A 14,755-nucleotide genomic window follows, 5' to 3' on the forward strand; every position below is an offset into this window, starting at 1 on the left:
CGGCTGCCCCGGGCAGCGGCACGCGCTCGCCCTGGCCGCCGGCGTGGTCGGCGTGCTGCGCCGCCGCTGCCGTCCCGCCCGCCTCGACCCCTGACGTCCCGACGACCCGACTCGAGGTGATCCGATGACGACCGACAGGTACCGCGCATTCCGTGACCTGCACCGGCCCGGCGACCCGCTGCTCCTGCCGAACGCATGGGACCACGCCTCCGCCGCGGCGCTCGCCGCCCGGGGCCATCAGGCGATCGGCACCACCAGCCTGGGCGTGGCGGCGGCCGCCGGGCAGCCGGATGCCGTCCGGGCGACCCGCGCGGAGACGCTGGAGCTGGCGTACCGGCTGCGGGACCTGCCGACGCTGCTCACGGTGGACATCGAGGACGGCTTCCACGACGACCCGGCGGAGGTCGCCGGGTTCGTGGGCGAGCTGGCCGCGCTCGGCGTGGTCGGCGTGAACCTGGAGGACGGGCGCCCGGACGGGCGACTGGCCCCGGCCGAGCACGTCGCCGCCGTGATCGCGGCGGTCCGCGCGGCAGTGCCGCGGATGGTCGTCAACGCCCGCACCGACGCCTGGTGGCTGGGCGTGCCGGCGCCCCTGGGCGAGGCACGGCGGCGGGCGGCGGCGTTCCGGGCCGCCGGGGCCGACTGCCTGTTCGTGCCGGGCGCCCCCGACGACCTGGTCGGCCTGCTCGCCGCCGAGGCGGGGTTGCCGCTGAACGTGCTCTACCGGCCGGGCGGCCCGGACCTCGCAGCCCTCGGACGGCTCGGCGTGGCCCGGGTCAGCACCGGCTCACTGCTGTTCCGGGCCGCCCTCGGCGCGGCGCTGCACCTGACCGACGCGATCGGTGCCGGGCGTGACGCGGGCCTGCCGGCGCCGCCCGGATACGAGGAGGTGCAGGCGCTGGTGCAGCCGTCCGCCACCTGATCGGGCACTTCGGGGGAGATGGGAGGAATCGCGCCTTCGCCGGTCTTTACGGTGTGTGCAGGCCCAATCACGCCGTGTCCTGACCGAGAGGGGACGGAGACCATGCGAGTGCCCAGCCGCAGCCCAGGTCGCCAGCCCGGTCCCGCCGTCACGTCCACCGCTCCCGCCCGGCGGGTGCCCGGCGGTCGCCGCGCCGGCGCCGAGCCGGACCTGTCCGCGTACCGGGCGGCGGTGGCGGAACTCCTGGTCGAGGTGGGCGCGCTCGCCGACGCGCCGTCCACCACCGCCCGCCAGGTGCTGCTCGACCAGCGGCTGCGCGAACCGGCCATCGCCGCCGTCCTCGACGCCACCCCGCAGGGGCTGATCGGCGCCCGGGAGACGCTGCTGCTGGAGATGGCCCGCTACCAGCCCAACGCGCGCAGCTCGGCGCAGGACCTCACCGCGCTGGTCCGCATCTACCTGCTCTCCCGCGTGGACGTGCTCTGGTGGCGGGACAGCCCGACGTTCCTCACCGACGACCAGGTCCGCACCAGCACCGAACTGGTCGATCTGGAATGGCTGCGCCGCCGCGGCCTGGTCGAGTTCCGCTACCAGGAACAGCCCGCCACAGTGGTGGGACGCGGGCTGCGGGCGGTCCGGCGGCGGCTGCGCCCGGACGCCACCCCGCGTACCGCCGGCCTGCTGTTCCGCCGGGCCCGCCGCGAGATGATCGCGTTCCTCAACGACCTGGCCCGCGAGTTCACCGCGATCGCGCCGGACGGCACGCCACCGCTCTGGGTGACCAGCCTGGCCCGCAGCGCCGAGCACCAGCACCGGCTGCGCCGCCTCGGGTACGCGGCGATGGTGCCCAGCGGGCACTGCCTCGGCTGGGCCGCCGACGTCGAACTGGAGTGGTACGACCGCTTCGGCGCCCGCCCGGCGCTGGCCGGGCTGCTGCTGGCCCGCCAGGACGCCGGCGAGGTGAACGTGGTCGACGAGGGACAGGCCTGGCACGTCTGCCTCGCCCCGGCCGTCCGCCGCCGCTACCGGCGGGCGTACGAGGCCGAGATGGGGGTGTGACCCGGTGTGCGGCATCGCGCTGAGCATCGGCCCCGAGGCGGACCCGGCGACGTTCCGGCGGATGCTCGCGGCGCTCGCACCGCGCGGCGAGGTCACCGAGACCCGGCAGGAGAACGGCCTGCTCGCCGGCGTACGGCGGCTGAAGATCGTGGACCGGGAACGATCCGTGCAGCCGTGGATGTCGCCGGACGAGCGGCACCTGCTCTGCTTCAACGGCGAGATCTTCAACCACCACGAGCTGCGCGCCCAGCTGACCCGGCTCGGGCACCGGTTCAGGACCGCGGGCGACACCGAGGTGGTGCTCGCCGCGTTCCGCCAGTGGGGCGAGAACGCGGTCCGGCGGCTGCGCGGCGAGTACGCGTTCGTCATCGTCGAGCGCGACAGCGGCCGGGCGTACCTGGCCCGCGACCCGCTCGGCGTCAAGCCGCTGTACTGGTCCCGCCTGCCCGGCTGCCTGCACCTCGCCTCCGAGGTCAAGGCGCTCGTCGGGCACGGCGCGCCGATCGGCGAGGTGGCACCCGGGCACCACGGCTGGGCCGAGCCCGGCCGCCCGGTCCGGCTCGGCCCGCACGTCGACCTGCTCACCCTCGGCGACGGCCTGCCGGTGATCGACGACCCGGACGAGGCGGCCCTGCTGGTCCGCGTCGCGCTGACCGACGCGATGCGCGCCCGGCTGGACACCGACCTCACCGTCGGCGTGGTGCTCTCCGGCGGTCTGGACAGCTCGCTGGCGCTGCTGCACGCCCGGGAACTGCACCCGGACTGCGTGGCGGTCACCATCGGCGTGCCGGAGAGCCCGGACGTGGCGTACGCCCGGCGGCTCGCCGCCGACCTCGGCGTACCGCACGAGGTGATCGAGCTGCGCCCCCGTGACATCCGGCTCACCGACGTCCGCGAGGCGATCCTGATCTCCGAGCTGACCGAGTACGGCGACATCATCAACGCCGTCGTCTCGGTGCCGATCTTCCGGCGGCTGCGCGAGCTGGGCGTCCGGGTGGTGCTCACCGGCGACGGCTCCGACGAGTTGTTCGGCGGGTACCCGATGTACCACCGGGTCGGGCCGGAGCGGTCCCGCCGGCTGTTCCTGCACAAGATCCGCAACCTGTGCCGGACCGAGCTGCAACGGGTGGACCGGGCCAGCATGGCGCACGGCGTGGAGGCCCGGGTGCCGTTCCTCGACCTCAGTGTCGTCGAGCTGGCCATGCGGCTGCCGCTGGACGTGAAACTGCGCGACGGGCAGGAGAAGTGGATCGTCCGGCGGGCCTTCGCGGACCTGCTGCCCTCCTACGTGCGGCAGCGGCCGAAGAACCCGATGTCGTACTCGTCGGGGCTGCACGAACGGGCCCGCCTCTACAAACCGCTGTTCGCCCGGCTGCACCGCTCCTTCGGCTACGACCTGCTCGAACCGGTCCGCCGGGACTTCGACAGCGTGCTCACCCGCTGCGGCAACGACCTCGACCGGGCCATCGCCGAGGGCATAGCCCGGCCCGACTACACGGTGCTGGAACACGCCCGGGACCTGGTCGGCGCGGCCCGCTGGAACGCCGCCCCGATGGTCCGCCGGCTGGTCAACCCGCGTCGCACCCGAGGCGACGAGGCGCCCCTGCCCGGGTGAGCCCGCGCGGCCGGGGTGACCGGCCGGTGCGCGGCCGCCGCACGGGTCAGCGCCGCAGGTCCACGTCGGCGGTCACGCCGGAGACCGGGTCGGCGCAGTGCACCGTCGGGCCCGGACGCAACCGGGCGTCCGAGGCGTACCGCCGGGCCAGCTCACGCCCGGCGGCGGCGTCGCCGCGGTCGGCGGCCACCAGCAGCGTGGCGACCTCGTCGACGAGGGTGAGATCGACGCCGGTCAGGTCCTCGGTCATCGCCCCGAACCCGTCCCAGAGCAGCACCTCGTCCTTGTGCCGGTGGGCCAGCTCCAGCAGCACGTAGTCGTGGACGAGCCAGCCGCCCCGGATCGGTAGCGACGGGTCCACGCCGTAGGTGTCCGGGTCGATCCGGCCCGCCCGGTACGCCAGCCACACCCGGGCCGCCGACTCGAAGTGCCCCGCCTCCGGGTCGATGTCGTAGCCGTCGAACGGCTGCTCGCCGGCCGGGTCCAGCTCCGGGTCGGACCAGACCCAGCGCTCGCCGTTCCACCACTCGGCGAGCACGTGGTCGTGGTGCCAGCCGGGCACGAAGTAGCCGGCGAAGCCGACCCGGCTGCGGGCCGGTACGCCGTGCTGACGCAGCGCCGCGACGACGAACAGCGCATGGTCCCGGCAGCAGCCGGCGACCCGCTCGGCGGCCGGGCGCTCGGCGGTCAGCGGCAGCGGGAACCGGGACTGGTCGGTGTCGAGGATGCGGTCCATCCAGCGCAGGTTCCCCTCGGCCTGGCGGACGTCCGGCAGCTCCACGCCGCCGGCGCGGTAGTGGACGATCACGTTGCGTGCGGTCGCCGCGACGGTGGGCAGGTCGGCGGGCACGGCGTCGAGCAGCGCCGCGTGGGGGCGGGGATCGCTGTACGGGGAGTGGGCCCGGTAGTCGTCAACGTCCATCCGGCCATTGTCGGCGCCGGACGCGGTCCGCGGTGCCCGCGCGGCCGGCAATCTCGCGCTGCCCGAACGCCAGGTCCGATCACCGCCAGCGCGGCGGCCGGGGCCGCGCCAGGCTGGGACCGTGACGACCACCCGTACCGCGTTCGGAATCCGCCCGCTGCCCGCCGGCACGCTCGCCGAGCTGCGCCGCACCGGCCGCGACGCCACCGGCCAGCCGCCCGAGCACCGGCGCGCCACCGGCGGCGAGCCGCTGCGCTGCTGCCTGCGCGACGCCCGGCCGGACGAGGCGCTGCTGTTGTTCGGGTACGCCCCGCCGCTGCCGCCCGGCCCGTACCGCGAGGTGGGGCCGGTGTTCGCGCACGCCACCGAATGCGCCGGCCCGGACGACGTGACGACGTACCCGTCGCGGTGGCGCGGACGGGAGCAGGTGCTGCGCGCGTACGACAGCCGGGGCCGCATCGTGGGCGGACGGCGACACGACGGCGGCGATCCGGAGGCGGTGATCGCGGAGCTGTTCGCCGACCCGGCGGTGGACCAGCTGCACAGCCGCAACGTGGTGTACGGCTGCTGGATGTTCGCTGTCGTGCGGAGCTGACCGGGTCCCGGATGGACATCGGCGCACGCCTCTTCTAGCGTCGCTGTCATGCGGAGGACCCTCATCGCCGGCGGGCTCGCGCTGCTCCTGCTCGCCACGGCCTGCGGGGAGAGCCGCCGGTCCGGCCCGCCGGCCGCGGCCGGCTCACCGACCGCGTCCCGGCAGGACCCGGGGCAGGTCGAGCGGACCCTGGCCAGCCTCCGCAAGATCGACGACCTGCCGATGTACGAGATGAAGTACGACGGCGACTACGACCCGACCGCCGGGCTGGCCGGGTCCACGCCGCCGAGCCCGTTCGGCTGCTCGCTGTTCGCCGCGCTCGGCGACCGGGAGCGCCCGTTGTTCGCCCGCAACTTCGACTGGGAGCCCAATCCCGCGCTGGTGCTGCGCACCGACCCGCCGGACGGGTACGCCTCGATCTCGCTGGTCGACATCTCGTACCTGGGCGTGTCCGCCGACCCGACCGGGGACCGGCGGCTGCTGGACGCGCCGCTGCTGCCGTTCGACGGCATGAACGAGCGGGGTCTCGCGGTCGGGCTGGCCGCCGACGACGGTGCGCGCGCCGAGCCGGTGCCGGGACTGCCGACTGTGGGCTCGGTGCGCATCCTGCGCCTGGTGCTCGACTCGGCCGCCACCGTGGACGAGGCGGTCGCCGTCTTCCGGCGCTACAACCTCGACTTCGACGGCGGCCCGCCGCTGCACTACCTGCTGGCCGACGCGACGGGCGCGTCCGCCGTGGTGGAGTTCGTCGACGGGAAGCTCTCCGTGGACCGGCGGCAGGGCCCGTGGCAGGCGCTGACCAACGTGCCCGCCGTCGGCGTGCCGGACCGCGAGCTGCGCCAGGACCACCGGTACGGGGTGCTGGCGAAGGAGCTGGACCGCGCCGGCGGGGTGGTCGACGCGGCCGGGGCGCTGCGGCTGCTGAACGCGGTACGCCAGTCGCACACCCGCTGGTCGGTGACGTACGGGCTGCGCAGCGGCGAGGTGCGCGTGGTCACGGCCGGCGGCGGCACCCGCGACTACCGGCTGCCGATGAGCTGACCAGGGCGCCTGCGGTCCGCGCCGGAGTTACTGTCGGACGATGACGCCCGTGACCCGGCTGGACCACGTCGTGATCGCCGTTTCGGACTGGCGGGTCGCCACCGACTTCTATCGCGACGTGGTCGGCGCCGAGGTGATCGGCGTCGGCGGCGAGCGCGTCGCGTTCCGGATCGGGCCCACCCAGCTCAGCGTGCACGGGCCGGGGACGGACCTCGCCGGCAACGTCGCCCGCCTGCCCGTCCGCCCCGGCAACAGCGACGTCTGTCTCGTCTGGGACGGCCCGGTCGACGCGGCGGTGGCGCACCTGCGCCGTCACGGCGTCGAGGTGGAGACGGGGCCGGTCCCGCGGTTCGGCGCCGGCGGCCCCGGGACGAGTGTCTACTTCCGCGACCCCGACGGGAGCCTCCTGGAGTTCATCTCCTACGAGGCGTGACGGGGGCGCGGACCGCGACGGGCCCGGCGTCCCCGCGAGGGGGAGCACCGGGCCCGTCGACGGTCAGCGGGTCACCAGCTCAGGTAACCGGCCTGGGTCTGCACGTTCAGCTCGGGCACCAGCAGGAACTGCGCCAGCCAGGTACGCGGGTCACGCAGCTCCAGCACGTCCAGTCCCTTCTGGATGTCGCTGGAGTAGATGTGGCCGTTGTACCAGTAGGCCGACCACGACCCGCCGGTACGCAGCTGCGAGGCGTCCAGCGGCCCGCGCTCCCAGTAGGCGATCTCCTTGGGCTTGCGCGAGTCGGTGAAGTCCCACACCGAGATGCCGCCCTGGTACCAGGCCTGGACCATGATGTCGCGGCCGGGCACCGGGATCAGCGAGCCGTTGTGGGCCACGCAGTTCTCCGTGTCGGCGTTGACCCGGGGGATCTTGTAGTAGCTGCGGAACTCCAGCTTGCGGGCGTCGCCGCGGCCGGTGATGTCGTAGATGGCGTCCGCGCCGCGGTTCGGGCCGACCACCTCGTTGCAGGTGGCCGCGCCGCCGCCGCCCAGCTCGTCGGTGAAGACGACCTTGGTGCCGGCGTTGTTGAACGTGGCCGAGTGCCAGAACGCGAAGTTCTCCGCGTCGGTGACCCGCTCGATCACCCGGGGCGCCTCACGGTTCTTGATGTCCAGCAGGACGCCGTCACCCATGCAGGCGCCCGCGGCCAGGTCCTTCGACGGGTACGCGGTGATGTCGTGGCAGCCGGTGGTGGCCGACGACTGACCCGGGATGCCCGGGTAGCCGCCGTCCGGGAACAGGTTCGGCGTGGCGACCACGGAGGCGGTGGTGGGGTTCTTCACCGGCACCTTGACGATGGAGATGGAGTCGTGCGGCGGCTGGCAGTCCGGGAACTCGGCCCGCGGGCTGTACGAGGAGACGTACAGGTAGACGTTCCGCTTGTCCTTGCCGGGCACCAGGGTGTGGGTGTGCGAGCCGCACGCCGTCTCCACCGACTTGATGTAGCGCGGGTTGCGCTTGTCCCGGATGTCGAAGATCTTGATGCCCTCCCAGGACTCCTTCACTGACGCCGGCTGGGTGGTGCTGGCGCAGGAGTCGTCGCTGCGGGAGGAGTCGGTCGACAGGAACAGCAGGTCGCCGTGGACCGAGATGTCGTTCTGCGAGCCGGGGCAGAGCACCTGGGACACGATCGCCGGGCGGTTCGGGCGGGAGACGTCGTAGACGACGAACCCGTCGTAGTTGCCGACGAACGCGTACCGCCCCTGGAAGGCGATGTCGGTGCCGAGGGCGGCGGTGGTGTCGAACGGCGCCTGCTTCGGCAGGTTCGCCACCTGGCGCAGGTTGGGGCTGCTGGAGATCTCGTCGACACCGGGGACGGCGTTGTCCACGGTGGCCGGGGCGGCCTGGGCGCGGGGGATCTCCTGCGCGCTGCTCGGGGGCGCGGTGAACACGCCGGCGAGCAGCAGGCCGGCGGCGGCCAGGCTGACGGTCCGGATTCGGGACGTGCGGAGGCTGATCATCGGCAACGCCCTTCGAAAGGGGGTCATGATTCGCCACACCTTACCTATTTGAGACGGCCATCAATGTGACCTGGGTCACACTTGGGAACTTTCGTCTATGGATAGGATCGCTGTCACCTTGACCGGAGGAGGCGTCGTATGACCAGCCGGCAGGCGCGTGTGTGGGTGGGCGTCACAGCACTGGTGACCCTCGTGGTGGTCGGCGCACTGGCGCTGACCGGGCGCGAGGACACCCGTACCCCGGAGGCGGCCGGAACCGCCGCGGCGGCCGCGCCGAGCGCGAGCGCCGCCGGGTCGGCGCCACCCGTGGTGGTACCGGGGCGCCCGGGGGAGCCCGCCGCGACCCGCCCGGCCGAACAGGTCCGGGGCGCCACCACGCCGCGCTGGAACAGCCTCGACGTCTGGTACGTCCGGATGATGATCCCGCACCACGAGCAGGCCCTGGAGATGGCCGCCCTCGCGCCCGAGCGCGCCGCCGACGCGCGGGTGCGCGCCGTGGCCGACCGGATCCGTGCCGCGCAGGGCCCGGAGGTCGGCCTGCTGCGGGCCTGGCTCAGCACGCGCGACCTGCCCGCCGACGTACCCGGGCACGACCACGGCAGCATGCGCGGGATGCAGTCCCCGGAGGCGATGCGGCGGCTCGCCGACGCCCGCGGCGCGGAGTTCGACAAGCTGTTCGTGCAGATGATGTCCGACCACCACCGGGGCGCGATCGTCATGTCCACCGACCTGCTGAAGGTCGGCGTCGACCAGCCGATGCAGGAGTTCGCCACCTCGGTGGCCGTCGAGCAGTCCGCCGAGATCAGCCGCATGCAGGCCCTCCTGACCCGCTGACCTGGGAGCGGGCGGGGGAGGACGCAGGGGCGGGCCTAGGCTGGGGGATCGTGAACCGCCTGATCCTCGGTCGCCCGCTGCGGGGTGTCGCGTTCGACGCGGCAGTCTGCGGCCTCGTCGCGTTCTTCGCGCTGTCCGGCTTCGTCGCCGGGCAGACCGGGATCCCGGCGACCGCTGTCGGCCTGGCGATGGCGGCGGCGCTGTTCCTCCGGCGTACCCACCCGTCGGCCGTGGGCGCCCTGGTGGCCGCGCTCGCGCTGGTCCAGGTGATCGCCGGCTGGGGCCCGCTCAGCTACGACATCGCCGTCCTGATCGCCCTCTACAGCGTGGTCAAGTACGCCGACCGGCTCCGCGACGGCATCGCCGCCGGGATCGTCGCCGTGATCGGCGGGGTACTCGCCGCGCTCCAGACGCCCGGCACCGGTCCCTGGTGGATGGGCGCGTTCTTCTACACCCTGATCGTCGGCGCGGTCTTCCTGGCCGGACTGAACCTGCGGACCCGCCGGCTCTACGTGCTCAGCCTGGAGGAACGCGCCGCCACGCTGGAACGCGAGCGGGAGGCCGAGGCGCGCGCCGCCGTCGCCGAGGAACGCACCCGCATCGCCCGTGAGTTGCACGACGTGGTCGCCCACAGCATGGCCGTGATGATCGTGCAGGCCGACGGGGTGCGGTTCACGCTCGACCGGGACCCGGCCACCGCCCGGGAGGCGGCCAAGGTGGTCGCCGACACCGGCCGGGCGGCGCTGGAGGAGATGCGGCGGCTGGTCGGCGTACTCCGGGAACCGGACCGCCCGGAGCCGGCGCCGGCGGACCAGCCGGCCGCCGAGCCGGCGCATCGGCGGCCCGCGCTGGTGGAGTTACCCGCGTTGCTCGACCGGTTCCGCGCCGCCGGGCTGCGGATCACCTGCGGCGGCGCCGGCACGCCGCGGGCGCTGCCGCCCGGCCTGGAGCTGACCGTCTACCGGGTGGTGCAGGAGAGCCTGACCAACGCGCTCAAGCACGCCGGTGTCGGCGCGTCGGTGGAGCTGACGCTGGACTGGGCCGCCGACGCCGTCGTGGTCCGGGCGGTCGACGACGGCGGCGGCGCTCCGGTGGTCCGGCCGGCGCCGTCCGGCGGGCACGGCCTGGTCGGCATGCGGGAACGGGTCGGGGTGTACGACGGCAGCCTCTCCGCCGGCCCCACACTCGCCGGCGGCTGGCGGGTACAGGCGCGGCTGCCACTGCCGGCGGGCGCCGGCACCGGGGAAGGGAGCGCGGCGGCGTGACAGTGCGAGTGATGATCGTCGACGACCAGATGCTGGTGCGGGCCGGGTTCCGGATGGTGCTCGACTCCCAGCCGGACCTGGAGGTGGTCGGCGAGGCCATCGACGGCGCGGACGCGCTGCGGGTGCTGGACCGGGTCGAGGCCGACGTGGTGGTGATGGACCTGCGCATGCCCACCATGGACGGGGTGGAGGCGACCCGGCGGATCTGCGCCCGCCCGGACGGCGGCGGCCCGCGCGTGCTGGTGCTCACCACGTTCGACACCGAGGCCGACGCGTTCGCCGCGCTGCGCGCCGGGGCGAGCGGGTTCCTGCTCAAGAACGTGCCGCCGGAGGAGCTCATGGCCGCGATCCGGGTGGTGGCCCAGGGCGACTCGGTGGTGGCACCGTCGATCACCCGGCGGCTGCTCGACCGGTTCGCCGGGCAGCTCGGTCCCGCGCCGGCCGCCGACCCCCGGCTGGCCCAGCTCACCGAGCGGGAGCGCGAGGTGCTGCTGCTGGTGGCGCAGGGGCTCTCCAACGCCGAGATCGCCGCCCGGGTGCACGTCGCGGAGGCGACGGTGAAGACCCACGTGGGCCGCATCCTGGCCAAGCTCCAGCTCCGCGACCGGGTCCAGGCGGTGGTGCTGGCGTACGAGAGCGGCCTGGTCACGCCCGGCGGCTGACCGGCCGTACGTCTCAGGTCGTACGGGTTCCCCCGGTGGGGGACGACCGTGGTCGCACCGAGGTCGAGCGCGCAGGTGGAGATCGACTCAGCGGTGCCGGACCTAGCGTCGGAAGGGTCTTCAGACCGTGTCCGACAGGAGCACCACAGTGTCCGCACCACCGACCACAGGCGTCGCCCTCGCCGCCCGCGCGCTGCGCAAGGAGTACGGCGCCGGCCAGTCCCGCGTCGTCGCGCTCGACGGCGTCGACCTCGACCTGGCCGCCGCCCGGTTCACCGCCGTGATGGGCCCCTCCGGCTCCGGCAAGTCCACACTGCTGCACTGCCTCGCCGGCCTCGACCGGCCGACCGCCGGGGCGGTCCACATCGGCGACGCCGACCTGACGGGCCTGGACGACCGGCGGCTCACCCGGCTGCGCCGGGACCGGATCGGCTTCGTCTTCCAGAAGTTCAACCTGCTGCCCACGCTCACCGCCGAGGAGAACGTCGTCCTCCCGCTGGCCATCGCCGGCCGCCGCCCGGACCCGACCTGGCTGCGTCAGGTGGTGGCCGCGGTCGGCCTGACCGATCGCCTCGGACACCGCCCGGCGGAGCTGTCGGGCGGCCAGCAGCAGCGCGTCGCGGTGGCCCGCGCCCTGATCACCCGGCCGTGGGTGATCTTCGCCGACGAGCCGACCGGCAACCTCGACTCGCGCTCCGGCGCGGAGGTGCTGCGGCTGCTGCGCGAGGCGGTCGACACGCTCGGCCAGACCGTCGTCATGGTCACCCACGACCCGGCCGCCGCCGCGTACGCCGACCGGGTGGTCTTCCTCGCCGACGGCCGGCTGGTCGACGAACTGCACGCGCCGACGGTCGGCGCGGTCCGGGACGCGCTCAGCCGGCTCGACCCGGCCGTGACCCCGGCGGGGCGGTGACCGGGATGTTGCGCCTGACCCTGCGCCAGGTCCGCGCCGACGGCCTGCGCCTGCTGCTGTCCTCGCTGGCGATCGTGCTCGGCGTCGCGTTCGTCGCCGGCACGCTGATGTTCATCGACGGCATGCGCGCCGGGGCGTACGAGCGGGCCGGTGAGTTCGACAGGCACACCGACCTGGCCGCGTACGCCGAGACCGACCCGCTGCCCCCGGCGCTCGTGGACCGGGTGCGCGCCGTCGACGGGGTGGCCGCCGCCGCGGGCGAGCTGACCGGCTCCGCCGGGGTGGTCGGCCGCGACGGCCGTCCCGTGCTCGGGTACGCGGTGCTCGCCGCGATCCCCACCGAGACGGACCTGCAGTCCTACGACCTGGTCGCCGGGCGGCTGCCGCAGCGCCCCGGCGAGGTGGTGCTCGACGACGAGACCGTCGCCGAGCAGCGCTTCACCGTCGGCGGGCCGGTGTCGATCGGCGGGCAGGACGGCGCGGCCCGCCCGTACACCCTGGTCGGCACCGTCGACGTGGACGGCAGCTCCCGCGACGTCGGCGGCCCGTACATCGGGTTGACCGGACCGGACGCGCTCACCGTCGGCGGCGAGAAGGGGTACGGCCGGATCATGGTGGCGGCGCGGCCCGGGGTGGACACGGCCGCGCTCGCCGACCGGATCCGCGCCGTGGTGGGACCGGACGTGACGGTCCGGGACCGCGATGCCATCCTCGACGCCGCGGTCGACGACGCGGTCCGCGACCTGCGGCAGTTCGGCATGCTGCTGGGCACGTTCGCGGCGGTGGCGGTGGTGGTGGCCGGCTTCGTGATCGCCAACACCTTCGCCATCGTGCTCGCCCAGCGCTCCCGGCGTACCGCGCTGCTGCGCCTGGTCGGCGCCACCCGGGGACAGATCTACCGGGCCACGCTGTCCGAGGCGGCGGTGACCGGCCTGCTCGCCTCCGCGGCCGGGGTGCTGGCCGGCGCGGCGGTGGCCGGCGGCCTCGGCGTCCTGCTCGCCGGCACCGGCGCGCCGCTCGGCAGCGGGCTCACCCTGACCCCGCGGACGCTGCTGCTCTCGCTGGGGCTGGGGACGCTGCTCACCGTGGCGTCGGCCGCGCTGCCGGCCTGGCAGGGCACCCGCGTCGCCCCGGTGGCCGCGCTCACCGACGCGGCGATCAACCCGGTACGCCCGGCCGGGCGGGTCCGGCTGGCGGTCGGCGCACTGGCGCTCGCCGCCGGTGTGGCGGCGCTGGCCGGCGCGGGAGCCACCGGCCAGGTGGTGCTGGTCGCGGCCGGCGCGTTGCTGGCCTTCGGCGGCATCGTGGCGTTCGGCCCGGTGCTGGTGCCGGCCCTGGTACGGATGCTCGGCGGGCCGTTCCGCGCGGCGTTCGGCGCCACCGGCGGGCTGGCCGTGTCGAACGCGGTACGCAACCCGCGCCGGGTCGCCGCCACCGCGACGGCAATGGTGATCGGCATCGGGCTCGTCTCCGCGTTCGTGGTCGGCGCCGCGAGCGTCAAGTCCGGCATCGAACGCGCGGTGGACGCCCGGATCGGCGTGGACTTCCTGGTCACCGGTATCGGCGGCGACCTGCCGGCCACCGTCGCCGACGACCTGGCCGCCCGCCCGGAGCTGGGTGTGGTGCACGAGCAGCGCAGCCGGGTGGTCGGCGACGTGCAGCTGCGCGCCGCGCATCCGGCGCTGGTCCGGCGCACGCTGTCCGCGGTGGACGCCGGTGACCCGGCGGACCTGGGCCCGGGTTCGGTGCTGGTGCACCGCGAGCTGGCCGCGGCGCGGGGCTGGACGGCCGGCTCCACGATCACGCTGGCGGGCCGCCCGTTCCGGGTCGTCGCGGTGGTGGCCGACGAGGAGCCGGTCCTGGCCGGCAGCCCGGTGCCCGCCGGCCACCTGGTGGACGTGCTGGACACCGACTTCACCGCCATGTTCCCCACCGAGCGCGGCTACCTGGCCGAGGTGGACCCGGCCCCCGGGGTGGGTGTCGACGCCGCCCGGACCGCCGTCGAGTCGGTGCTGGCCCGCTATCCGACGGTGAACGTGATGGACCAGGCCGCGTACAAGAAGATGCTCACCGGCACCGTCGACATGGTGCTGGGGTTCGTCACCGCGCTGCTCGGCCTGGCCGTGGTGATCTCGCTGGTCGGGGTCGCCAACACGCTCAGCCTGTCGGTGGTGGAACGCACCCGGGAGACGGCGGTGCTGCGCGCGGTCGGGCTGAGCCGGGCCGGGATGCGGGGCGTGCTGGCGGTCGAGGCGGTGCTCACCGCGCTCGTCGGCACGCTGCTCGGCATCGCGCTCGGCACCGGGGCGGCGGCCGGGGCGATGGCAGTGGTGGCCCGCATCGGCGGCGACTTCACGCTGGTGCTGCCCTGGGCGCGGATCGGGCTGATCGTCGCGGTGGCGGTGCTGGCCGCGCTGCTCGCCTCGGTCCTGCCGGCCCGCCGGGCGCTGTCCCGGCCGGTGGTGGCGTCGCTCGGCGCGGACTGAGCACCGCCACCCGGACACGGACGAGCCGGCTCCGCCGTGGGCGGGGCCGGCTCGTGGTGGGTCAGGGCTGGGTGGCCGGCTGCCCGCCGGTGTCACCGCCGCCGGTGCCGGGGTCGGCGGTGGTCGGGTCCGGCGCCGGCGCCGTGGTGGGTGCCGTCGTCGTCGGCGCGCTCGACGGCGTGCTGCTCGGCTCGGCCGACGGGGCCGGCTCGTCGGTGACGCTCGGCTGCGCCGACGGGGTCGCCGAGGTGCTCGGAGTCACCGAGGGCGTGGCCGACGGCCGGCCGCCCGGGCCGACCGGGCGGTAGGTGTACTCGTCGTCGGCCGACGGCTCGTCGGCGACCGGCTCCGCGGCCGGGTCGCTCGGCGCCACCGCGGGCGCGGTCTTGTCGATCTTCGTGGCCGGTTCGGCGGTGTCGTTGGCGGCGGCCACGAGCGCGCCCAGCGCGCCCATCGCCACCAGCACCGCGCCCAGCGCCCCGACG

Annotated in this window: 13 protein-coding genes and 1 pseudogene; 11 read left to right on the forward strand and 3 right to left on the reverse strand. The window is 75.0% G+C overall.

What is annotated here, in order from left to right; translation table 11 throughout:
• Nucleotides 1-124 precede the first annotated feature (124 nt).
• From AC2CHG_RS23620 to AC2CHG_RS23630, 3 genes are all read left to right on the forward strand, one after another.
• On the forward strand, nt 125-922 hold the full coding sequence (locus tag AC2CHG_RS23620) for an isocitrate lyase/PEP mutase family protein (RefSeq protein ID WP_484525600.1): 798 nt from the start codon (nt 125-127) through the stop codon (nt 920-922).
• Between the two features lie 102 nt (nt 923-1,024).
• Nucleotides 1,025-1,981, forward strand: coding sequence for a hypothetical protein (locus AC2CHG_RS23625; RefSeq protein WP_262011687.1), 957 nt, complete (start codon nt 1,025-1,027; stop codon nt 1,979-1,981).
• Nucleotides 1,982-1,985: 4 nt separating this feature from the next.
• Nucleotides 1,986-3,596, forward strand: a complete 1,611-nt coding sequence (locus AC2CHG_RS23630; RefSeq protein ID WP_484525601.1) for an asparagine synthetase B family protein — start codon at nt 1,986-1,988, stop codon at nt 3,594-3,596.
• Between the two features lie 46 nt (nt 3,597-3,642).
• Here the strand turns inward: AC2CHG_RS23630 and AC2CHG_RS23635 are convergent, their stop codons facing one another.
• Complete coding sequence (locus AC2CHG_RS23635; protein ID WP_484525602.1) at nt 3,643-4,518, reverse strand: transglutaminase domain-containing protein; 876 nt, start codon at nt 4,516-4,518, stop codon at nt 3,643-3,645.
• A gap of 121 nt (nt 4,519-4,639) precedes the next feature.
• On the opposite strand from AC2CHG_RS23635, the gene AC2CHG_RS23640 reads away from it, so the two are divergent.
• Genes AC2CHG_RS23640 through AC2CHG_RS23650 form a run of 3 tightly spaced genes read left to right on the forward strand, consistent with a single transcriptional unit; the run spans nt 4,640 to nt 6,587 of the window.
• Complete coding sequence (locus tag AC2CHG_RS23640) at nt 4,640-5,113, forward strand: DUF1203 domain-containing protein (RefSeq protein ID WP_484525603.1); 474 nt, start codon at nt 4,640-4,642, stop codon at nt 5,111-5,113.
• Nucleotides 5,114-5,161: 48 nt separating this feature from the next.
• Nucleotides 5,162-6,154, forward strand: coding sequence for a carcinine hydrolase/isopenicillin-N N-acyltransferase family protein (locus AC2CHG_RS23645; protein WP_484525604.1), 993 nt, complete (start codon nt 5,162-5,164; stop codon nt 6,152-6,154).
• A gap of 40 nt (nt 6,155-6,194) precedes the next feature.
• On the forward strand, nt 6,195-6,587 hold the full coding sequence (locus tag AC2CHG_RS23650) for a VOC family protein (RefSeq protein WP_262011682.1): 393 nt from the start codon (nt 6,195-6,197) through the stop codon (nt 6,585-6,587).
• 71 nt (nt 6,588-6,658) lie between these two features.
• Here the strand turns inward: AC2CHG_RS23650 and AC2CHG_RS23655 are convergent, their stop codons facing one another.
• Nucleotides 6,659-8,110: an LVIVD repeat-containing protein gene (locus AC2CHG_RS23655; RefSeq protein ID WP_357210921.1), complete on the reverse strand. Its 1,452-nt coding sequence runs from the start codon at nt 8,108-8,110 to the stop codon at nt 6,659-6,661.
• 138 nt (nt 8,111-8,248) lie between these two features.
• Between AC2CHG_RS23655 and AC2CHG_RS23660 the strand changes: the two genes are divergently transcribed.
• The 5 genes from AC2CHG_RS23660 to AC2CHG_RS23680 all read left to right on the forward strand — a co-directional run bounded on the left by AC2CHG_RS23660 (nt 8,249) and on the right by AC2CHG_RS23680 (nt 14,270).
• On the forward strand, nt 8,249-8,944 hold the full coding sequence (locus AC2CHG_RS23660; protein WP_355511918.1) for a DUF305 domain-containing protein: 696 nt from the start codon (nt 8,249-8,251) through the stop codon (nt 8,942-8,944).
• 50 nt (nt 8,945-8,994) lie between these two features.
• Nucleotides 8,995-10,209 carry a sensor histidine kinase gene (locus tag AC2CHG_RS23665; protein WP_484525605.1) on the forward strand — a complete coding sequence of 405 codons (1,215 nt, stop codon included), beginning with the start codon at nt 8,995-8,997 and terminating at the stop codon, nt 10,207-10,209.
• Nucleotides 10,206-10,871 (forward strand): response regulator, encoded by a 666-nt coding sequence (locus AC2CHG_RS23670; RefSeq protein ID WP_349876853.1) that lies wholly within the window; start codon nt 10,206-10,208, stop codon nt 10,869-10,871. The genes AC2CHG_RS23665 and AC2CHG_RS23670 overlap by 4 nt, the downstream gene beginning before the upstream one ends.
• A 148-nt stretch (nt 10,872-11,019) precedes the next feature.
• Nucleotides 11,020-11,784 carry an ABC transporter ATP-binding protein gene (locus AC2CHG_RS23675; RefSeq protein ID WP_262011678.1) on the forward strand — a complete coding sequence of 255 codons (765 nt, stop codon included), beginning with the start codon at nt 11,020-11,022 and terminating at the stop codon, nt 11,782-11,784.
• 5 nt (nt 11,785-11,789) lie between these two features.
• Nucleotides 11,790-14,270: an ABC transporter permease gene (locus tag AC2CHG_RS23680; RefSeq protein ID WP_484525606.1), complete on the forward strand. Its 2,481-nt coding sequence runs from the start codon at nt 11,790-11,792 to the stop codon at nt 14,268-14,270.
• 61 nt (nt 14,271-14,331) lie between these two features.
• On the opposite strand, the pseudogene AC2CHG_RS23685 reads toward AC2CHG_RS23680, so the two are convergent.
• Nucleotides 14,332-14,755 (reverse strand): annotated as a pseudogene (locus tag AC2CHG_RS23685) (serine/threonine protein kinase); the annotation flags it as partial.

It is taken from the genome of Micromonospora sp. ATLC20, from assembly GCF_057196585.1.